Genomic DNA, 19,457 nt, shown 5'->3' with positions numbered 1-19,457 from the left:
TTGAAAAAAAGAACTCCTCCCATCTTCACAGGTGCTTTTTGGCTGTGTGCTGCCACTGCAAGGGCGGCGCATAGCCAAAGGCTGCCACCGGCGTAGCAGACTGCAAACTGCCGCTGCCGGTTTTGTGGGGATATTCTGCGGAGGCGTTTTGATTTTCCAGTCAAGACGTCTCCGCTTCTTTTTCACCTGCCTTTTTGAAAAAAGAATACCCCTGCCGGTGTCCCCGTCTGAGCCATAGCAGAAGGGGAGAGCGGCGGGTCTATGGAGGAAGTTATAATGAATCAGCCTTTCTGCTCCCCCGTTCAGGCGCTGCGCAGCGTGCTGGACGCGGCAGCGCTTCTGCCTTATCCGTCCCCGGAGACCATCCCGCTGGAAGCCGCCTGCGGGCGCATTGCCGCCAGTGACATTTGCGCCCGGATGGACCAGCCCCCCTTTGACCGCAGCCCGCTGGACGGCTACGCCCTGCACAGTGCGGATACCGCCGGTGCAAGCCGGGAGAACCCGGTCACCCTGCCGGTGGTGATGAAGCTTTACGCGGGCGATGCCCCGGCTGCGGCGCTGCCCGCAGGGTGCGCTACCCGCATCATGACCGGCGCACCCCTGCCGGAGGGCGCGGACTGCGTCCTGATGCAGGAGCTGACCGACAGCGGCGAAGAGACCGTGCAGCTTTATGCCGCCGTAAAGCCCCTGCAAAACGTGGTGTTCCGGGGCGAGGATGTGGCCGCAGGCGCGGTCATTGCGCCCGCCGGGACGGTGCTCACCCCCGCCCATCTGGGCGTGCTGGCCGGGCAGGGCTACGCCGAGGTAACCGTCTGCCGCCCGCTGACCGTAGGCATCCTTTCCACCGGCAGCGAGCTGCTGGAACCCGGCGCACCGTGGGCACCCGGTAAAATTTACGATGCCAACGGCATCCAGAATGCCGCCCGGCTGCGTCAGCTGGGCTTTGCCGTGGAGCGGCAGCAGTGCTCCGATGACCCGGAGGTCATCACCGGCAAAATGCAGGAGCTGCTGACCCGCTGCGATGCTGTCATCACCAGCGGCGGTGTCTCCGTAGGGCAGAAGGATTATCTGCCCCTTGTGCTGGAAAAGCTGGGTGCACAGCTGCTGGTGGAGGGCGTAGCCCAGAAACCCGGCAGCCCCATGCTGGCGGCTACACTTAACGGTAAGCTGGTGTTCTGCCTGTCCGGCAACCCCTTTGCCGCCGCTGCCACGCTGGAGCAGTACGCCATCCCTGCGCTGCTGCGCGCTGCCGGACGGCGGGAGGAGAGCTGCATCCCCGCCCGCACCGTCTGCACTCTGACCAATGGCTTTTCTAAACCCAGCAAGGGCAACCGCTATCTGCGGGCGACTGCCTGCGGCGGCAAGGTAACGCTGCCCGGCGCGGGCAACGCCGAGGTGCACTCCTCCGGTGCGCTGTCCGCCATGATGGGCTGCAACTGTCTGGTGGAGATCCCTGCCGGCAGCGGGCCGGTAGAACCCGGTACAGAAGTGGAGGTGCTTTGCTTTGTACAGTGAACAAAAACAGGCGCTGGCCGAAACACAGGCGCTCAAGCGCCCGGCGGTGCTGGCGGTCAGCGGGGTGCACAACAGCGGTAAGACCACCCTGCTGGAAAAGCTGCTGCCCGTGCTGCGCAGCCGTGGACTGAAGGTGGGCGTTATCAAGCACGACGGCCACGATTTTACCCCGGATGTGCCCGGCACCGACAGTTACCGTCTGCGGGAAGCAGGTGCCGAGGGCGTGGCGGTCTACTCCGGCACGCGCTACCTGCTGACCGAGGAATTCCGCCTGACCGAGCAGGATCTGCTTGCCCTGTTCGAGCGTCACGGCTACGACCTTGTGCTGCTGGAGGGGTTCAAGTCCAGCGGCTGGCCGAAGATCGAGGTGGTGCGCAGCGCCATTTCGGATGCGCCCGTCTCCTTCCAGCCGCTGGCGGTGGTGGGGGATATTCCCGGCGCAGATTTTGACCTGAACGATATTCCGGCACTGGCAGACTGGATCGAAGCCCAGATGCCCGCGCTGTAAGGAGAATGCCATCATGAAACTGATCCGTACTGTTGACGCCGCAGGGCAGGTGCTCTGCCATGATATCACCCAGATCATCCCGGGCGAGTACAAGGATGCCCGCTTCCGCAAGGGGCACGTCATCCAGCCCGAGGATATTCCCGTGCTGCTTTCCATCGGCAAGGAGAACCTCTACGTCTGGGAAAAGCACCCCGGCATCCTCCACGAGGACGAAGCAGCCGCCCTGCTGTACAAGGCCGCTGCGGGCAAAAATATCCACGGCACTGCGCCGAAAGAAGGCAAGATCGAGCTGATCGCAGACTGCGATGGGCTGCTAAAGATCAACCGCAGGGCGCTTCTGGCTGTGAACAGCACCCCGCAGATGATGATCGCCACCATCCACGGCGACCTGCCGGTGAAAAAGGGTCAGAAGCTTGCCGGTACCCGCATCATCCCGCTGGTCATCGAGCAGGAGAAGATGGACGCCATGCAGGCCGCTGCCGGGGCAGAGCCTATCCTGAACGTGCTGCCCATGCAGGCCAAAAAGGTGGGCATCATCACCACCGGCAGCGAGGTGTTCAAGGGACGCATCGAGGATAAATTTACCCCCATCCTGCAAAGCAAGCTGGCCGTCTACGGCTGCGAGATGGTTTTCCACAAGGTCTGCGATGACGACCCCGCCGGGATCACCGCCGCCATTCTGGAAGCCAAGGCCGCAGGGTGTGAGCTGATCTTTACCACCGGCGGCATGAGCGTGGACCCCGACGACCGCACCCCGCTTGCCATCAAGAACACCGGCGCCGATATCATCACCTATGGTGCACCGGTGCTGCCGGGAGCCATGTTCCTCGTCAGCTATCTGGGCGGTGTGCCGGTGTGCGGCCTGCCCGGCTGCGTGATGTACGCCAAGCGCACCATTTTTGACCTGCTGCTGCCCCGCCTGCTGGCAGATGACCCCATCACCGCCGAGGATATCGCCCGCTTGGGCGAAGGCGGCTTGTGCCTGAACTGCGAAGTGTGCCACTGGCCGAACTGCGGCTTTGGGCACTGCTAAGGGCAGCTTGCTCGCCCTCTCCGTCACGGCCTACGCCGTGCCACCTCTCCCAAAGGGAGAGGCCTTGGCAAAGAGATGAAGTTTGCGTGGACTGCCAAGGGCTCCCACTTTGGGGGAGCTGGCGAATGAAATGAGCCTGAGAGGGCGAGGACGTTTGCAAATTTGATTCATTTTAAAATAAGAAAGATACGATCTTTATGAATGATAATAATCTGACACATTTTGATGCCGCCGGGAATGCCGTGATGGTGGACGTGAGCGCAAAGCCCGTCACCGCCCGGGAAGCCATTGCCCACGGCATTATTACCATGAACGCCGAAGCCTTTGCCGCAGTGCAGAGCGGCACTGTGAAAAAAGGCGATGTGCTGGGCGTGGCGCGCATTGCGGGCATTATGGCCACCAAGCGCACCAGCGAGCTGATCCCCCTGTGCCATCCGCTGCCCCTGACCAAGGTAGGCATCGAGTTCCGTCTGCTGCCCGAGCAGCAGGCCGTGGAAGCCCTTTGCACCGTAAAAACCAGCGGCGTGACCGGCGTGGAGATGGAAGCGCTGACCGGCGTTTCCACCGCACTGCTGACCATCTACGATATGTGCAAGGCCGTGGATAAGGGCATGGAGCTGGGCGAGATCCATCTGGTGGAAAAGACCGGCGGCAAAAGCGGCCACTACATCCGGGCGGAGGGCGGCTATGTTTGATCGTTACCAGCGCGAGATTCATTATCTGCGCCTGTCGGTGACCGACCTGTGCAACCTGCGCTGCCGCTACTGTATGCCGGACGGCGTGGAAAAGCTGGAGCGGGAAGCCGTGCTGACTTACGAGGAGTTTCTGCGCTTGGCTGCGCTGTTTGCCCGGTGCGGCATTGACACCGTGCGAGTGACCGGCGGCGAGCCGCTGGTGCGCAAGAATGTGGCGCAGCTGGTTGCAGGGCTTAAAGAGACTCCGGGCATCCGCCGGGTCACCCTGACCACCAACGCGGTGCTGCTGGCAGAGCAGCTGCCCGCCCTGCTGGACGCCGGGCTGGACAGCGTGAACATCAGTCTGGACACTCTGCGCCCGGAGGTGTTCCGGCAGATCACTGCCCGGGACGATTTTGCCGCCGTGCAGGCGGGCTTGCAGGCGGCGCTGCAAAGTGGTCTGCCCGTCAAGCTGAACTGCGTGCCGCAGGCGGGCGTCAACGAGGGCGAGCTGGAACAGCTCGCCGCTCTGGCAAAGGACAACGCCATGCAGGTGCGGTTCATTGAGATGATGCCCATCGGCTACGGCGCTTCCATGCCCTGCATCTCCGGCCCGGAACTGCGGGCGCGGTTTGCCCGGCGCTGGCCGGAGCTTGCGCCCCTTTCTGCTGCGCAGGAGCACGCCTTGGGTGACGGCCCGGCGGTGTACTACACCGTGCCGGGCTGGCAGGGCAGCATCGGCTTTATTGCAGCGGTGCACGGCAAGTTCTGTGCTTCCTGCAACCGGGTGCGGCTGACAAGTCAGGGCTTTTTGCGCCCCTGCCTTGCCAGCGAGACCGGCTGCGACCTGCGCGCCCTGCTGCGCAGCGGCGCGGACGACGCACAGCTGCTGGCCGCCATCCGGGAGACCATCTGGGCAAAGCCCCGGGAACACCATTTTAACGACAGTTCCATGCCCGCTACCCGCGGGATGTATCGCATTGGAGGATAAATAACTATGGGTAAGCTTCTGGCAATCTGTACCAGCCCCAAGCGGGGCACCGTAAAAACTGAGGTGCCCAGCGCCGTTTTGACCCCGGAATGGGGCATTGTGGAGGACGCCCACGGCGGCAACTGGCACCGTCAGGTCAGTATGCTCAGCGCCGAAAAGATCGAGGCGTTCCGCAAGAAGATCTGGGTGGACTACGGTGCCTTCGGCGAAAATCTGGTCATCGAGGGCTTCGATTTCCGCAATCTGCCGGTGACAAGCCGGTTCGCCATCGGGGACGTGGTGCTGGAAATGACCCAGATCGGCAAAGAGTGCCACAACGACTGCGTCATCAAGCAGCAGACCGGCGAGTGCATCATGCCCCACGAGGGCGTGTTCGCCCGGGTGCTCACCGGCGGCGAGATCCATGTGGGGGACGAGGTGACCCTGCTGCCCGCACTGGAAAACCCGCCCCTGCGCGCTGCCGTTATCACCCTTTCGGATAAGGGCAGCCGCGGCGAGCGGGAGGATAAAAGCGGCCCGCTGATTGCCCAAATGCTCACCGCCGCAGGCTATGTGGTGGAGGAGACCATGATCCTGCCGGACGAAGCCAAGGCGCTGAAAGCGCAGCTCATCCGCATGGCAGACGGCCGTCAGGTGAACCTTGTGCTCACCACCGGTGGCACCGGCTTCTCCCCCCGGGACATCACCCCGGAAGCCACCTGCGCTGTGGCCGACCGCAACGCACCCGGCATTGCCGAAGCCATGCGCTACCACAGCCTGAGCATCACCCCGCGCGGGATGCTGAGCCGTGGCGTCAGCGTGCTGCGCGGCAAGACCCTGATCGTCAATCTGCCGGGCAGCCCCAAGGCAGTGCAGGAGAATCTGGAGTACATCCTGCCCAGCCTGGAGCACGGGGTACGCATCGCCGCAGGTCTGGACGGCGAGTGCGCCCGCAAGTAAGGTTTCCTGCCCTGTTTTCCTTTACGGGGCGTAGAAATATACTATTTTTTACTTGAAGTAAGGAGAAAACAGAGATGAACGACCATCGCATTTCCCGCCGGAGTTTTCTGGTCGCTGCCGGTATGGCCGGTGCAGCCGCTGCCCTCACCGCCTGCGGCGGTGCTGCTTCCAGCGCAGCATCGTCTGTGGCTTCCTCTGTCGCCGCTTCCCCGGAAGCGGCCCAGAGCGTGGAGTTGATCGTGTTTGCCGCCGCCTCCCTCACCGAGACACTCAATGCTCTCGGCGAGAGCTACACGGCAGAGCACCCGGAGGTGACCTTCCGCTTTAACTTCGACTCCTCCGGCACCCTCAAGACCCAGATCCAGGAGGGCGCGGATTGCGATCTGTTCATCTCTGCCGGTCAGAAGCAGATGAACCAGCTGGACATCACCGCTTCTGCCGATGTGAACAAGGACGGGCTGGACTTTGTGGATGCCGACAGCCGCGTGGACCTGCTGGAGAACAAGGTGGTGCTCTGCGTGCCGGAGGGCAGCGACAAGGGCATTGACAGCTTTGATGCACTGGCCGAGCACCTGAAGGCACAGGATATCCTGTTCTGCATGGGCAACAGCGATGTGCCTGTGGGCCAGTACACCCAGAAGATCCTTGCCTACTACCAGCTGGACGAAGCCACACTGGCCGCTGCGGGTGTGATCACCTACGGTTCCAACGTCAAGGAGGTGACCACGCAGATCACCGAAGGCAGCGTGGATGCCGGTGTCGTTTACTGCACCGATGCGTACAGCGCCGGTCTGACCCCCGTGGATGAGGCCACCAGGGAGATGTGCGGTCAGGTCATCTATCCTGCCGCTGTGCTGAAAGCTGCCCCCAACGCTGAGGCTGCCAAGGAGTTTTTGGCTTACTTACAGACCGACAAGGCCATGACCGTATTCGAGGGCGTGGGCTTCAGCGCCGTATAAAGGAGCAGACATGGACTGGTATCCGTTGTGGAACAGCCTGCGCATTGCTTTGATCAGCTGCGCGGCGGTGTTCTTTCTTGGCATTTTTGCGGCCTATTATATTGCTCGTCTGCCCCGGGTGGTCAAGGGTGTGCTGGATGTGCTGCTCACCCTGCCTATGGTGCTGCCGCCCACGGTGGTGGGCTACTTTCTGCTGCTGCTCTTCGGCGCAAAGCGGCCGCTGGGCATCTTTTTCATGCAGCAGTTTAGGGTAAAGCTGGTCATGAACTGGTACAGCGCCATCTTTGCTTCTATCGTGGTGGCTTTTCCGCTGATGTACCGCACCGCGCGCGGCGCGTTTGAAAGCTTTGACGAAACGCTGGCGTGGTCGGCGCAGACGCTGGGACAGTCCGATACATGGATCTTCTGGCGGGTGCGGATGCCCGCCTGCCGTCAGGGCATTCTGGCGGGCACAGTGCTGGCCTTTGCCCGGGCACTGGGCGAATACGGCGCTACCAGCATGATCGCGGGCTACACCCCCGGCAAGACCGCCACCATCGCCACCACGGTCTACCAGCTCTGGCGCACCAACGATGAACTGGGTGCCATGCGGTGGGTGCTGGTGGATATCGCCATTTCGGCGGTGGTGCTGCTGGCGGTGAACCTGCTGGAGAAAAAACAGAAAGCGGGTGCCCGGAAATGAGCCTTGAAATCAACATTGAAAAAAAGCTGGACGGCTTCACCCTCCGCGCCGCCTTTACCGCCGGCAACACCTCCACCGCTTTGCTGGGAGCTTCCGGCTGCGGCAAAAGCATGACATTGCGGTGCATTGCAGGCATCGTAAAGCCGGACCGCGGACGCATCGTGCTGGACGGGCGGGTGCTGTTTGACAGTGCGCAGCACATCGACCTGCCGCCGCAGCAGCGGGGCGTGGGGCTGCTGTTCCAGAACTACGCCCTGTTCCCCAACATGACTGTGGAGCAGAATGTCCTTTGCGGCCTGAAGGCGGAAAAAGACCCCGCCGCCCGCCGCGCTGCCTGCGCCGAAATGCTGCGTGCCATGCGGCTGGAACCGCTTGCCAAGCGCTACCCCGCCCAGCTTTCCGGCGGACAGCAGCAGCGCGCCGCGCTGGCGCGCATTCTGGTGGGCAAGCCCCGCATTCTGATGCTGGACGAGCCCTTCAGCGCATTGGACAGCTATCTGCGGGAAGAGGTAGAAGGCGAGGTAGGCAGCCTGCTGGCAAACTTTGCGGGCACTGCCCTGCTGGTGACCCACAACCGGGACGAGGCCTACCGCCTGTGCAAAGAGATGATCGTTCTGAACGAAGGACAGGTGCTGCGCACCGGCAGCACCAAGGCCGTTTTTGCCGACCCGCAGAGTGTTGCCGCCGCGCGGCTGACCGGCTGCAAGAACATTCTGCCCTGCACCCCGCTGGACAGCCACACCGTCCGGCTGGACGGCTGGAACACCACCCTGCGGCTGGCGCTGCCCGTCCCGGCGGGCTGCACCGCTGTGGGCATCCGTGCCCACGACTTTACGCCCTGCACCGCCGATGTGCCCAACGCCATCCCGGTAAAGGCCGTTTCCACCAGTGAGAACCCCTTTGACTGGAACCTCATCTGCACCCCGCCGGAGGGCACGGCGCAGCTGTGGTGGAAGGTAAGCAAAAAAAGCCTTTCCTCGGCAGCGCCCGCCGCACCGCAGTACCTGTGTGCCGCGCCGGAGAGCATCATGCCGCTGAAAGGCTGAAAAAATATTTATCTAAAATTCAATGCGCCAGACCTGCAGGTCCGGCGCATTGAATTTTATTCTTCTACTTTTTTCAGAACACCGCCGGGACGATCTGCTGGGCATCCACATCCACGATGCCGTAGGTGTTCAGCCGCAGCTTCGGGATGACCGGCAGGCTGACGAAAGCAAGGGTCATAAAGGCGTCGATGTCCTCCGAGATGCCGTGGGCTTTCAGCGCTGCCTTGAGCGCTTGCAGCTTTTCCTCCACGGCTTCGGCGCTCTCGGTGCTCATAAGCCCTGCCACCGGCAGCGGCAGCTCGCCCACTACCTGTCCGTTCAACGCAAAGGCAAGGCCGCCTTTATTTTTGCGCACCGTGTTGCCCGCCAGCACCATGTCGGCATCGTTGGTGCCCGCCACGATGAGGTTGTGGGAGTCGTGCGCAATGCTGGAAGCCACTGCGCCGCGTTGCAGGCCGTAGTTGCCCAAAAAGCCCAAGCCCACATGACCGGAGCGGTGATGCCGCTCGAACACCGCCAGCTTGACGATCTGCTGCGTCACGTCCACGCCGGGCGCTGTGCCCGGGTGCTGACAGAACGGAACGATCTTTTCGGTAGTCAGCAGGGCGTGCGGAGTCAGGCAGATCACCCGCTGCTGGGTGCCGGTCTGTTTCAGCTGCAATTGCTCCGGGGTGATCTCGTCCATATTGAAGGAATCGAACACCCGCGCAAACCGTGCTTTGTCCACCGCAAGGGCGGCGGGATGCAGCATTCTGCCCTGCTGCGCCACCAGCTTGCCCTTTTTGTACACCTGCTCCACCGTGAACTTTTCCAGATCGGACAGCACGATCAGGTCGGCGGTATAGCCGGGAGCTACCGCGCCGCTGTGCGCAAGACCGAAATACTGGCACGGAACAAGGGTGCCCATCCGCACTGCCACCACCGGGTCCACCCCGGCGGCAATAGCCTTACGGATGATATAATCGATGTGTCCGCCCTGCAACAGGTCTCCGGGGTGCTTGTCGTCGGTCACCAGCATACAGCGGCTGCAATAAGGCTCCCGGAACAGGGGCAGCAGGCTGTCCATATTCTGGGCTGCCGTGCCTTCCCGCACCATGATGTACTGTCCGCGCCGCAGCTTTTCCATGGCTTCGCGGACGTCCGAGCATTCATGATCGGACTGCACCCCGGCAGTGACATAGGCGTTCAGCTCCTCCCCGCTGAGGAAGGGTGCGTGCCCATCGATCTTTTTGCCCGCAGCGGTGCAGTCGCAGATCTTCTGCAAAATCTTTTCGTCCGCGCGCACTGTGCCGTAGGAGTTCATCAGCTCAGCAAGACCCAGCACCCGGGGCTGCTGGTAATAGGGGCGCAGCTGCTCTGCTTCCAGCACCGCGCCGGACTCGTCCAGCCCAGTGGCGGGCACGCAGGAGGGCAGCATAAAGTAGACCGAAAGCGCCAGATCTTTTGTGGTCTCCAGCATAAAGTCCAGCCCTGCCGTACCGGCCACATTGGAGATCTCGTGCGGGTCAGTGACCACCGCCGTGGTGCCGTGGGGCAGCACCGCCTGTTCAAAGGCCGGGCCGCAGAGCATAGAGCTTTCAATGTGGATGTGCCCATCCACAAGCCCCGGGCAGACATACTTGCCCTGCAAGTCCAGCTCGGTCTCGCCGGTGTAGTGCCCCACGCCAAGGATGATGCCCTGACAGATGGCTACGTCAGCCTGCTCGATCTCGTTTGTGAACACGTTGATGACCCGGGCGTTTTTCAGCACCAGCTCTGCCCGCACGTCACCCTTTGCTGTCAGGATCTGCTGCTTCAAGGTTTCCATTTTCATAAGGGCCCCCTTGTCCTGTTTTCCTGTAAAAAGCTTCTATATGAAGGCTTCCCCCGGTCGGGGGAAGCTGTCACCGAAGGTGACTGATGAGGGCGCAGGTAAGCAGCAGCTTACGGGTAATTTCCCCTCATCCGTCATTGCTGACGCAATGCCACCTTCCCCCAAGGGGGAAGGCTTTTGCTCTGGGGCAAGCTGCAAAAGTGGATTGTCGTGAGCTGCATCCACGAAATCGTACCGTTTACATGGCGATCCAGCCCAAGGCGTTTGCCACCGAGCTTGCCAGAATGATAGCTGCAAAAATGGGGCACAGCCAGCGGATCATAAAATTGAACACCGGCTTGCGGCGGAACCGCTGACCGTCCTGCTCCACCTCCTGCGCGATCTGTTCCACGCCGATGACGCGGGACACCAGCAGGCAGGTGGCAATGGCTGCAATGGGCATCATGACCGAGTTGGTCAAAAAGTCGAAGAAGTCCAAAAACTGCATCCCGAACACGGTCACCCCGGCCAGCGGGCCGTAGCCCAGTGCCGACAGGCTGCCCAGCGCCACCATGATGGCGCCGATGAGCACGGTGGAGCGGGTGCGATCCCAGCCCAGCTCGTCCTCAAAGGTGGAGACGGCGCTCTCGGTCAGGGCGATGGAGCTGGTAATGGCTGCAAACAGCACCAGCACAAAGAACAGCACACCCACCACAGTGCCCAGACCCATGCTGGCAAACACCTTGGGGATGGTGATGAACATCAGCGCAGGGCCGGCCTGCAGGGTGTCCGGGTCGCCGCCGGAGAAGGCAAACACCGCCGGGATGATCATCAGACCTGCCATGATAGCAATGGCGGTATCGAACACCTCCACGTTCTCGGTGGACTCCTCAATGGAAACGTCCTTCTTCATATAAGAACCAAAGGTGACCAGAATGCCCATGGCGATGGACAAAGAATAGAACATCTGTCCCATGGCGGTGACTACAGTCATCCACGAAAAGTTTTTGGGGTTGGGCACCAGAAAGTACTTCACACCCGCCAGTGCGCCGGGACGGGTGACCGAGTAGCCCGCAATGATCAGCGACAGCACCACCAGCACCGGCATCATCACCTTGGAGACCCGCTCCACGCCGTTGCGCACACCGGCAAAGATAATGCCCAGCGTGAACAGACTGAACAGCAAAAACGCCAGCTCGGCCTGCAAGCCGTTGGTGATAAAGGCAGAGAAGTAGCCGTCCGCTGCCAGATTGCCGCCGCGTCCGCACAGGTACTCGGCCAGATAGTGGATGACCCAGCCGCCGATGACCGAATAATACGGCACGATCAAAATGGGGATAATGGCGTTGATCCAGCCGCCGAACCGGATGCCCCTGCCCTTGCCGAAGTGGGCGTAGGCGCTGACCGGGCTTTTGTGGGTCATGCGTCCCAGTGCAGTCTCGGCCACGATCATGGTATAACCAAAGGTAACTGCCAGCAGAATGTATACCAGCAGGAAAATGCCGCCGCCGTATTTGGCTGCCAGATACGGGAAGCGCCAGATGTTGCCCAGACCCACCGAAGCGCCTGCGGCCGACAGCACGAACCCGATCTTACCGGAGAACGCGCTGCGCTTGTGTTGTTGTTCCATGTTTTAAATCCTCTTTTCCTATCTGCTATAAAAATTAAGCAAAACAAGTGTACCACATCTGCGGACAAGTAGCAAGCAACAGTACGAAATGCCGCTTGCACAGCGGCCTTTGGGAACGTAGGACGATTGGAAATATCCTCCGCTTACGCTCTGGATATTTTCAGCGGAATGATTATTTTTATTTCGCGTTTGTCGCGCTCTGCGGAGCGCTCCAAACGCATTTTCACAAAAAAAGGTTATAAAGGCAAAATGCAGTTTCCAATCACGACCCCCAGCTGTGAAAAAGTGGCTCAGAAACGCCCGCAGGCGTTTCTGAGCCACAAATCAAACAAAGCTTATTTCCTTAAACAATGGCCAAAGCGCACGCGGCGGCCATTCTAAATCGTCCGGCTGTATCCTTACAGCTTATGGTACTTGCGGTCCTCTTCCTCGTAGACGGGGTCGCAGGTCAGGTACATCCCCAGACGGTTCAGGGTGCTGCTGTCCACGCTGGAAAGCAGCACGGTGGAGTGTACATCACAGCCCTTGAGGTTGGGCAGCTGGTGCATGGCTGCTGCGGCAAGCTCGCTGGAAGCAGCAGAGCTGGACAGGGCGATCAGGATCTCGTCGGTGTGCAGGCGGGGGTTCTTGCCGCCCAGATAGTTGGTCTTGAGGGTCTGGATGGGCTCAATGGCAGTTGCGCTGACCAAATCCGTCTCCTGCGGGATGCCCGCCAGATACTTGAGCGCATTGATCAGGGCGCTTGCGGTAGCACCCAGCAGCGGGCCGGTCTTGCCGGTGATCACGGTGCCGTCGCTCAGCTCAATGGCAGCAGCCGGTGCGCCGCCGGTGGCTTCGCTGCGGGCGTGGGCCTGCTTTTCCACCTCTCGTGCACCCATGGTCAGCCCGGCCTGATTCATCAGCAGCTCCAGCTTATAGCGCTCGCTCTCCTTGGCGGTGCCGGTGATCTTCTGCTGGCACAGGCACTTGTAGTACCGGCGCACGATCTCCTTGCGGGAGGCTTCGCAGCAGACTGCATCGTCCACGATGCAGTTGCCGGCCATGTTCACGCCCATATCCGTGGGGGACTTGTAGGGGCTCTGGCCTGCGATCAGTTCGAACATGGCGTTCACCACCGGGAAGATCTCAATGTCGCGGTTGTAGTTCACGGTGGTCACGCCGTAGGCTTCCAGATGGAAGGGGTCGATCATGTTCACATCGTTCAGGTCGGCGGTGGCGGCCTCGTAAGCCAGATTGACCGGGTGCTTCAGGGGAATGTTCCAGATGGGGAAGGTCTCGAACTTGGCGTAACCGGCCTTGACGCCGCGCTTATATTCATGGTACAGCTGGGACAGGCAGACCGCCATTTTTCCGCTGCCGGGGCCGGGCGCGGTGATGACCACCAGCGGGCGCTCGGTCTCAATGTACTCGTTGCGGCCGTAGCCCTCGTCGCTGACGATGCGTGCCACATCGTTGGGGTAGCCGGGGATCTTGTAGTGGCGGAAGGTGCGGATGCCCAGACTGTTCAGCCGCTTTTCAAAGGCCTCCACCTCGGCGGCGGCGGTGTACTTGGTCACGCACACGCTGCCCACATACAGCCCCACCTCCTGAAAAGCGTCGATCAGGCGCAGCACGTCCAGATCGTAGGTGATGCCGTAGTCGCCGCGCACCTTGCTGCTGATGATGTCCTCGGCGCTGATGACGATGACGATCTCGGCCTGCTCCTTGAGCTGCAGCAGCATCTGCAGCTTGGAGTCCGGCTGAAAGCCGGGCAGCACGCGGGAGGCGTGGTAATCATCGAACAGCTTGCCGCCGAATTCCAGATACAGTTTATTGTCAAACTTCTTGATGCGCTCGCGGATATGCTCAGACTGCATGGAAAGATATTTGTCGTTGTCAAATCCTATTTTCATCGTTCGTTTCCTCTCTGGTGGCCCGGCACACCATACCCGGGCGTTAAATCACAAGCATAAGTATACCACAGCCCGGGATAGGGTGCAATGCAAAACAACGCGCAGAATGCAATTCCGGCAGGATAGGCCGTTTTGGGCGGTATATTGTCCTGTTTTTTGTGAAAATGGCGCTTGTGCAAACGCAAAAGGGGCCGCCGCGGTGTGCGGCAGTCCCCTTTGCTCTTATGAAGAACTATCCGTATGGAGAAAGAAAATGGCTTGTTACTTTGCCTCAGCAGGCTGGGTCTTTTTGACAAGGCTCAGGATCACTGCACCCAGCACACTGCCCACAGCCAGCGCCACGCAGTACAGCGCAGCGTGATCCACCACCGGGAATACGAAGATGCCGCCGTGGGGTGCGCGCAGTGCGCAGCCGAAGGTCATAGAGAGCGCACCGGCGACCGCAGAGCCGACAACGCAGCTGGGCAGAACGCGCAGCGGGTCGGCTGCCGCATAGGGGATGGCACCCTCAGACACGAAGCACAGACCCATGACGTAGTTCACGATGCCGTTGCGGCGCTCTTCCGGCGTCCACTTGCGGGGGCAGAAGGTAGTGGACAGGGCGATGGCGATGGGAGGAACCATGCCGCCCACCATGACGGCGGCCATCACCTCGTAGTTGCCGGAGGCAAGGGCTGCGGTGCCAAAGACATAGGCTGCCTTGTTGACCGGGCCGCCCATATCCACGCTCATCATACCGGCCACGATAGCGCCCAGCAGCACCTTGGAGCTGCCGCCCAGTGCGTTCAGCCAGTCAGTCATGGCGGTGTTGATCATACCCATCACCGGGTTCACGGCGCACATCATCGCACCTACGATAAGAATGCCGCCCAGCGGGTAGATGAGCATCGGGCGGATACCGTTCAGGCTGGCGGGCAGCTTTTCGGTGACCTTTTTGAGGAACTGCACGATGTAGCCCGCTGCAAAACCGGCCAGCAGCGCTGCAAGGAAGCCGCCGGAGATGCCGGTGGTGCTGCCTGCGGCAAGGTCGGTGAAGTTGGTGCCGTTCATAGCCAGCACGCCGCCGGCAAAACCTACGGCAAGACCCGGACGGTCGGCGATGGACATGGCGATGAAACCTGCCAGAATGGGCAGCATATAGCCGAAGGCTGCGCCGCCCACCGTCTTGAAGAAAGCGGCAACAGGGGTGTTCATGCCGAAGTTTGCGGGGTTGATGCTGTAATCATCCAGCAGGAAGGCCAGCGCGATCATGATGCCGCCGCCCACCACGAAGGGCAGCATATGGGAAACGCCGTTCATCAGGTTCTTGTACAGGCTGCGGCCGAAGCTGTCCTTGCCGGAAGCGTCATCCTCGGCTGCTGCGCCGCCCTCGGCGTGGAACACGGGCACCTCGCCGTGGGCGATTTTCTTAATGAGTTCCTCCGGCTTGTGGATGCCGTCATCCACGCGGGTGAACAGCACCGGCTTGCCGTCGAAGCGGGCAGTATCCACCTTTTTCTCCGCTGCTACGATAATACCGTCACAGGCGGCGATCTCGGCGCGGGTCAGGATATTCTTTGCGCCGTCCGAACCATTGGTCTCCACCTTGGTGGGCAGGCCCAGCTTGTCTCCGGCCTTGGTCAGTGCTTCTGCCGCCATGTAGGTATGGGCAATGCCGTTGACGCAGGCGGTTACGGCCAGAATGCGGTAGCCGTCCTGCGGGATGGCCTGCTGGGTAAAGCTTTCTGTGCCGAACTGCGCTTCCTCCTGCGCGTCGATGCACTCCAAGAACTCCTTGGGGCTCTTTGCAGCTTTAAGCTTTTCCACAAAGTCCTCGTTCATCAGCATCTGCATCATGCGTGCCAGCATATCCACGTGCAAGCTGCCGTTTTCCGGGGCGGCAATGGCAAACAGCAGGTCGGTGGTGCCGTCATCCTCGGCGTTATACTGCACCGGGGTTGTCAGCCGCAGGGCAGCCAGACTGGGACGGGTGACCACATTGGTCTTGGCGTGGGGCACGGTGATACCGTTGTCCACATAGGTAGAGCCCTCGGCCTCGCGGGCATAGAGCGCCTTTTTGTAGGCATCCTTATCGGTGATGTTGCCGTGGGTAGCCTGCAGTTCCACCAGACGGCTCAGGATCTGCTCCTGCGTCTGCAGCGCTTCGTCCAGCGCAATGGACTGTGCGGTAAATAACTCGGTAATGCGCATAAACGTTCCTCCTTTGTTCCTTTTATCCTATCAAAGCTGCGCCAGCAGCTCGTCGATCTTTTCCTTTGTGGCAAGCCCAAGGCTGAAAGCCGTTGCGCTGCCGCAGGCGGTGCCCAGCCGCAGCGCCTGCGCGTAGCTGCGGCTTTGCAGATATCCGGCCACAAAACCGGCCACCATGCTGTCGCCCGCGCCCACGCTGTTGACCACCTTGCCCTTGGGGCAGCCGATGCGGTGCACCTGTCCCTGCTCGTCCAGCAGCAGCGCACCGTCCCCTGCCATGCTCACCAGCACGTTGCGGGCGCCCTTTTCCTGCAGAGTGCGGGCAGCTGCCACGATCTCTGCGTCACTGGTCAGCACCTTGCCCACGATCTCGCCCAGCTCATGGTTGTTGGGCTTGATGAGGAAGGGGTGGTAGGGCAGCACGTTCACCAGCAGGTCGCGGGTGGCATCCACCACTGCGCGCACGCCCCTGCCCTGCAGCCGCGCCAGCAGCCGCTCGTAGACGCTTTGCGGCAAGCTTGCCGGGATGCTGCCTGCCAGAATGAGGATATCCCCCTCGGCCAGCTTGTCCAGCTGGGCTTCCAGCTGCTGCAACGCACTTTCCGGGATGGCAGGGCCTGCGCCGTTCAGCTCGGTCTCCTGCCCGGCCTTGATCTTGACGTTGATGCGGGTCATGCCGTTTTCCAGATGCACAAAATCGGTTTTCAGTCCCTGCGCCGCCAGACCGCGCTCCAGCCATGCGCCGGTCTCGCCGGCCACAAAGCCCAGTGCCACGCTCTCGCAGCCCAGCTGCGCCAGCACGCCGGACACGTTGATGCCCTTGCCGCCCAGCACACAGTCCTCGCCTTTGGCGCGGTTCACTTCGCCCACCTCCAGCGGTGCGTCCAGACGCACAACATAGTCGATGGCCGGGTTAAAAGTAACGGTGTAGATCATACTTCTGCCTCCTTTACAAATGTTTGCTGCTTATACTTGGGGTTCGGGCAGCGGTTGGTCAGGATAGCACCGCTGTGCAGATCCGTGATGACCGCCGGATAAATTTTGGCAAACTTGGCGTCGTCCACAAGGAACCAGCTTTCCCTTGCGCGGCGGACGGCTGCGGCCTTTACGGCTGCTTCCTCGGGGTCCGGGGTGGTAAAGCCCGCTTCCAGCGCTACGCCGTTGGCACCCATAAATGCTTTGGTAAAGTTATATTGCTGGATGCTGCTGACTGCCGGGGCCCCCACGATGGCCTCGGTCTGGGGACGCAGCAGCCCGCCGGGCAGATACACCCGGCAGCCCTTTTGTGCCAGCAGCCGGGCGTGCGCCACGCCGTTGGTCACATAAGTGGCCTTGAGCGCCGCACCCGTCAGCGCCCGCACCAGCTCCAGCGTGGTGGTGCCTGCATCGATGAACACAAAATCTTCGGCGGTGATGAGCGCTGCGGCGGCTGCGGCAATGCTGCGCTTTTCTGCCACTGCCAGCGTCTCCTTGGCTTCCATGGTGGGCTCGTCTGCCAGAAAACGGCTGTCCGGCAGGGTAGCCCCTCCGTGCACCTTGGTCAGCCTGCCCTGCCGATCCAGCTCGGTCAAATCGCGCCGGATGGTGGATTCGCTGGTGTGCAGCGCTTCGCACAGCTGCTGCACCGTCACGGTGCGTTTCTCGTTCAGCTGTTCTAAGATCAGTGCAAAACGTTCCTCTGCCAGCATGGTGTCTTTCCCCTTCTTTCCTTCCCACGCCTGACTGTTTCTGCACGGTCTTGGCGTGTTTTGGTTGTCTGCATCTTTATTATAGCAAAAATATCGTCAGAATCAATCAGTTTCAGTCATTTTCGCGCACAAAAATATCCTCGATTTTTGTGCACGGTTGCTAACATCTAGGATACAAGAGTGTCTTTACGCCAAAAAAGACCACCGCACTTGTGTATGCGGTGGTCTTTTTTGCGTTTATGTGACCGGTCGTGACCGGTTTTAGTGCTCAGGCTGGTTTCAATCAGGCGTCCGAGCGGGAGTAGGCGTTCTTCATCTGGCTGCTCAGCTCAAACAGGACCTTGTCCAGCGTGTCGGCGGCCTTCTCCTGCAGCATGGCGGCGATGGCGGTGTTGGCTTCCTCCCGCAGGGCGGCGCGGCGGGCAGCGTCCGGCTCGGCGGCAAGCTTTGCATCGTACTGGTTCACCAGTGCGCGGCCGGCAGAGAGCACGGCTTCCTCGTAGCGCTCGAGGTGGAACAGGGACTTGTTATAGGAAGCGTCTGCCATGGCGGCAATCAGGCGGCTGGTCCAGTAGAAGTTATCGGTGGACACGGTGCCGGTGGTGTTGGCCAGATACTCCGGGGTGCGCTCCACGTTGGCGTAGAAGGGCACCATGGTGTTGAAGGCGTTGGAAGCATAGGCCACCCACTCCACTGCGCGGGATTCCTCCGGCTGGTCGGGACGCATCTGCAGCAGCGCCATAAAGTCGTTGCGGTTGATGCCGATAGAACGGTACGCGCCCTTTGCGGACTTGTCGCCGTAGCTCAGGTAGGGGTCGTAGGGGGTGCCCTGATAGTGGCTGGACAGCATATACTTGATGTCCTCCGGGGTCACCTTGCGCTCCGGCACCATGCACCACGGCAGGTCATCGGACATGGGGGTGTAGTCGGCATCGGCACCCTCCCACACCCATGTGCGGGGGTTGAGGTAGCGCAGCATATACCATGCGCGGGGGGTGTTGTAAACGTGGTCGGCATCATCGTGGCTGCCAAAGGCGTCCCGGGGGTTCAGTGCGCCGTCCAAAGAGAGGTCAAGGTGGTTCTTGGCAATAAACTCCCGCAGGTCGGCGGAGCAGAGGTAGTTTTCCTGTGCGCCAAAGGCATCTTCCAAATCAAAGGTGTCGATGCCCAGTTGGTTGGGCATGACCACATACACATCGTCCGGCACGCGGCGGGCGATCCAGTGGTGACCGCCGATGGTCTCCAGCCACCAGATCTCGTTTACATCCTGAAAAGCGATGCCGTTCATCTCGTAAGTACCGTACTGCTCCAGCAGACTGCCCAGACGCAGCACGCCCTCGCGGGCAGAGCGGATGTAGGGCAGCACCAGATAGACGATATCTTCCTCGCCGATGCCGCCGGGCACCTCAGGCTTTTCGCCCTTGGCGGGCTGATACTCCACCAGCGGGTCTGCGCCCAGCACGCGGGGGTTGGAGGTGATGGTCTCGGTGGCGGTCATGCCCACGTTAGCGGCATTGACGCCGGAAGCTGCCCAGATGCCCTTGCCCTCCACGGCATTGGGCATGGCGGTAAACCGCAGTGCGCCCTCCGGCAGGGGGATCTCCACATGGGAGAGGACGCTGCGGTAGGTCTTGGGAAGCTCCTCCGGGTGGATCACGGTGAATTTTTTAGCGGTGAAATGGCCGGAGCCGGAGTCATCGTTGCGGGCGATCATGGTAGAGCCATCGTACGATGCTGCCTTGCCGACCAGAATGGTAGTGCAAGCCATAGGTTTTCCCTCCATATTCTATAATGTGCTTCTATTGTAGAACTTTTGCAGCGGAATTGCAACCGGGACGAGCTGAAATCCTTATTGTACCCCCTCAGGCTCACTACGTTCGCCAGCTCCCCCAAGGGGACGCCTTTGCGCTATGCCGGA

General features: G+C 61.0%; 17 protein-coding genes. 10 read left to right on the top strand and 7 right to left on the bottom strand.

The features are described from left to right. The first annotated feature begins 276 nt into the window (after window positions 1–276). The 9 genes from C4N24_RS05510 to C4N24_RS05470 all read left to right on the top strand — a co-directional run bounded on the left by C4N24_RS05510 (window position 277) and on the right by C4N24_RS05470 (window position 8,347). The gene (locus C4N24_RS05510; RefSeq protein ID WP_112090635.1) at window positions 277–1,515 is read left to right on the top strand and encodes a molybdopterin molybdotransferase MoeA; all 1,239 of its coding nucleotides are present in this window, start codon (window positions 277–279) and stop codon (window positions 1,513–1,515) included. Continuing rightward, a complete protein-coding gene (mobB, locus tag C4N24_RS05505; RefSeq protein WP_112090634.1) occupies window positions 1,505–2,023 on the top strand; it encodes a molybdopterin-guanine dinucleotide biosynthesis protein B in 519 nt (172 codons plus the stop codon). Before C4N24_RS05510 ends, mobB begins: the two co-directional genes overlap by 11 nt. A gap of 13 nt (window positions 2,024–2,036) precedes the next feature. Continuing rightward, complete coding sequence (locus tag C4N24_RS05500) at window positions 2,037–3,056, top strand: molybdopterin-binding protein (RefSeq protein ID WP_112090633.1); 1,020 nt, start codon at window positions 2,037–2,039, stop codon at window positions 3,054–3,056. A 197-nt stretch (window positions 3,057–3,253) separates the two neighbouring features. Further along, complete coding sequence (gene moaC / locus C4N24_RS05495) at window positions 3,254–3,751, top strand: cyclic pyranopterin monophosphate synthase MoaC (RefSeq protein ID WP_112090632.1); 498 nt, start codon at window positions 3,254–3,256, stop codon at window positions 3,749–3,751. Beyond that, window positions 3,744–4,721, top strand: a complete 978-nt coding sequence (moaA, locus tag C4N24_RS05490) for a GTP 3',8-cyclase MoaA (RefSeq protein WP_112090631.1) — start codon at window positions 3,744–3,746, stop codon at window positions 4,719–4,721. Before moaC ends, moaA begins: the two co-directional genes overlap by 8 nt. Window positions 4,722–4,727: 6 nt before the next feature. Then, window positions 4,728–5,660 carry an MOSC domain-containing protein gene (locus C4N24_RS05485; RefSeq protein ID WP_112090630.1) on the top strand — a complete coding sequence of 311 codons (933 nt, stop codon included), beginning with the start codon at window positions 4,728–4,730 and terminating at the stop codon, window positions 5,658–5,660. Between the two features lie 74 nt (window positions 5,661–5,734). Further along, on the top strand, window positions 5,735–6,619 hold the full coding sequence (modA, locus tag C4N24_RS05480; protein ID WP_112090629.1) for a molybdate ABC transporter substrate-binding protein: 885 nt from the start codon (window positions 5,735–5,737) through the stop codon (window positions 6,617–6,619). Between the two features lie 10 nt (window positions 6,620–6,629). After that, complete coding sequence (gene modB, locus C4N24_RS05475; RefSeq protein ID WP_112090628.1) at window positions 6,630–7,301, top strand: molybdate ABC transporter permease subunit; 672 nt, start codon at window positions 6,630–6,632, stop codon at window positions 7,299–7,301. Beyond that, on the top strand, window positions 7,298–8,347 hold the full coding sequence (locus tag C4N24_RS05470) for a sulfate/molybdate ABC transporter ATP-binding protein (protein ID WP_112090627.1): 1,050 nt from the start codon (window positions 7,298–7,300) through the stop codon (window positions 8,345–8,347). Before modB ends, C4N24_RS05470 begins: the two co-directional genes overlap by 4 nt. 73 nt (window positions 8,348–8,420) lie before the next feature. Here C4N24_RS05470 and ade read toward each other — a convergent pair whose 3' ends face one another. Both ade and C4N24_RS05460 read right to left on the bottom strand, forming a co-directional pair. After that, window positions 8,421–10,160 (bottom strand): adenine deaminase, encoded by a 1,740-nt coding sequence (gene ade, locus C4N24_RS05465; protein ID WP_112090626.1) that lies wholly within the window; start codon window positions 10,158–10,160, stop codon window positions 8,421–8,423. Window positions 10,161–10,398: 238 nt separating this feature from the next. Then, window positions 10,399–11,769, bottom strand: a complete 1,371-nt coding sequence (locus tag C4N24_RS05460; RefSeq protein WP_112090625.1) for a sodium-dependent transporter — start codon at window positions 11,767–11,769, stop codon at window positions 10,399–10,401. 126 nt (window positions 11,770–11,895) lie between these two features. On the opposite strand from C4N24_RS05460, the gene C4N24_RS15140 reads away from it, so the two are divergent. Continuing rightward, on the top strand, window positions 11,896–12,150 hold the full coding sequence (locus C4N24_RS15140; RefSeq protein ID WP_146746790.1) for a hypothetical protein: 255 nt from the start codon (window positions 11,896–11,898) through the stop codon (window positions 12,148–12,150). Between the two features lie 17 nt (window positions 12,151–12,167). On the opposite strand, the gene C4N24_RS05455 is transcribed toward C4N24_RS15140, so the two are convergent. From C4N24_RS05455 to C4N24_RS05435, 5 genes are all read right to left on the bottom strand, one after another. Beyond that, the gene (locus C4N24_RS05455) at window positions 12,168–13,661 is read right to left on the bottom strand and encodes a DUF1846 domain-containing protein (protein WP_112090624.1); all 1,494 of its coding nucleotides are present in this window, start codon (window positions 13,659–13,661) and stop codon (window positions 12,168–12,170) included. Between the two features lie 261 nt (window positions 13,662–13,922). Further along, window positions 13,923–15,851: a PTS fructose transporter subunit IIABC gene (locus C4N24_RS05450; RefSeq protein ID WP_112090623.1), complete on the bottom strand. Its 1,929-nt coding sequence runs from the start codon at window positions 15,849–15,851 to the stop codon at window positions 13,923–13,925. Window positions 15,852–15,881: 30 nt separating this feature from the next. Then, window positions 15,882–16,787: a 1-phosphofructokinase gene (pfkB, locus tag C4N24_RS05445; RefSeq protein WP_112090622.1), complete on the bottom strand. Its 906-nt coding sequence runs from the start codon at window positions 16,785–16,787 to the stop codon at window positions 15,882–15,884. Continuing rightward, window positions 16,784–17,539: a DeoR/GlpR family DNA-binding transcription regulator gene (locus C4N24_RS05440; protein WP_112090621.1), complete on the bottom strand. Its 756-nt coding sequence runs from the start codon at window positions 17,537–17,539 to the stop codon at window positions 16,784–16,786. Before C4N24_RS05440 ends, pfkB begins: the two co-directional genes overlap by 4 nt. A 283-nt stretch (window positions 17,540–17,822) precedes the next feature. Continuing rightward, the gene (locus C4N24_RS05435; RefSeq protein ID WP_112090620.1) at window positions 17,823–19,307 is read right to left on the bottom strand and encodes a C69 family dipeptidase; all 1,485 of its coding nucleotides are present in this window, start codon (window positions 19,305–19,307) and stop codon (window positions 17,823–17,825) included. Window positions 19,308–19,457 lie beyond the last annotated feature (150 nt).

The organism is Faecalibacterium prausnitzii (genome assembly GCF_003287405.1).
GTDB lineage: Bacteria > Bacillota > Clostridia > Oscillospirales > Ruminococcaceae > Faecalibacterium > Faecalibacterium intestinale.
This window is presented reverse-complemented; position numbering and strand designations above follow the sequence as displayed.

Excerpts from the sequence above, each read along its gene's own strand:
- C4N24_RS05510 (WP_112090635.1), top strand. The coding sequence starts at position 277 with ATGAATCAGCCTTTCTGCTCCCCCGTTCAGGCGCTGCGCAGCGTGCTG.
- C4N24_RS05500 (WP_112090633.1), top strand. The coding sequence starts at position 2,037 with ATGAAACTGATCCGTACTGTTGACGCCGCAGGGCAGGTGCTCTGCCAT.
- moaC (WP_112090632.1), top strand. The coding sequence starts at position 3,254 with ATGAATGATAATAATCTGACACATTTTGATGCCGCCGGGAATGCCGTG.
- moaA (WP_112090631.1), top strand. The coding sequence starts at position 3,744 with ATGTTTGATCGTTACCAGCGCGAGATTCATTATCTGCGCCTGTCGGTG.
- C4N24_RS05485 (WP_112090630.1), top strand. The coding sequence starts at position 4,728 with ATGGGTAAGCTTCTGGCAATCTGTACCAGCCCCAAGCGGGGCACCGTA.
- modA (WP_112090629.1), top strand. The coding sequence starts at position 5,735 with ATGAACGACCATCGCATTTCCCGCCGGAGTTTTCTGGTCGCTGCCGGT.
- modB (WP_112090628.1), top strand. The coding sequence starts at position 6,630 with ATGGACTGGTATCCGTTGTGGAACAGCCTGCGCATTGCTTTGATCAGC.
- C4N24_RS05470 (WP_112090627.1), top strand. The coding sequence starts at position 7,298 with ATGAGCCTTGAAATCAACATTGAAAAAAAGCTGGACGGCTTCACCCTC.
- ade (WP_112090626.1), bottom strand. The coding sequence starts at position 10,160 with ATGAAAATGGAAACCTTGAAGCAGCAGATCCTGACAGCAAAGGGTGAC.
- C4N24_RS05460 (WP_112090625.1), bottom strand. The coding sequence starts at position 11,769 with ATGGAACAACAACACAAGCGCAGCGCGTTCTCCGGTAAGATCGGGTTC.
- C4N24_RS05455 (WP_112090624.1), bottom strand. The coding sequence starts at position 13,661 with ATGAAAATAGGATTTGACAACGACAAATATCTTTCCATGCAGTCTGAG.
- C4N24_RS05450 (WP_112090623.1), bottom strand. The coding sequence starts at position 15,851 with ATGCGCATTACCGAGTTATTTACCGCACAGTCCATTGCGCTGGACGAA.
- pfkB (WP_112090622.1), bottom strand. The coding sequence starts at position 16,787 with ATGATCTACACCGTTACTTTTAACCCGGCCATCGACTATGTTGTGCGT.
- C4N24_RS05440 (WP_112090621.1), bottom strand. The coding sequence starts at position 17,539 with ATGCTGGCAGAGGAACGTTTTGCACTGATCTTAGAACAGCTGAACGAG.
- C4N24_RS05435 (WP_112090620.1), bottom strand. The coding sequence starts at position 19,307 with ATGGCTTGCACTACCATTCTGGTCGGCAAGGCAGCATCGTACGATGGC.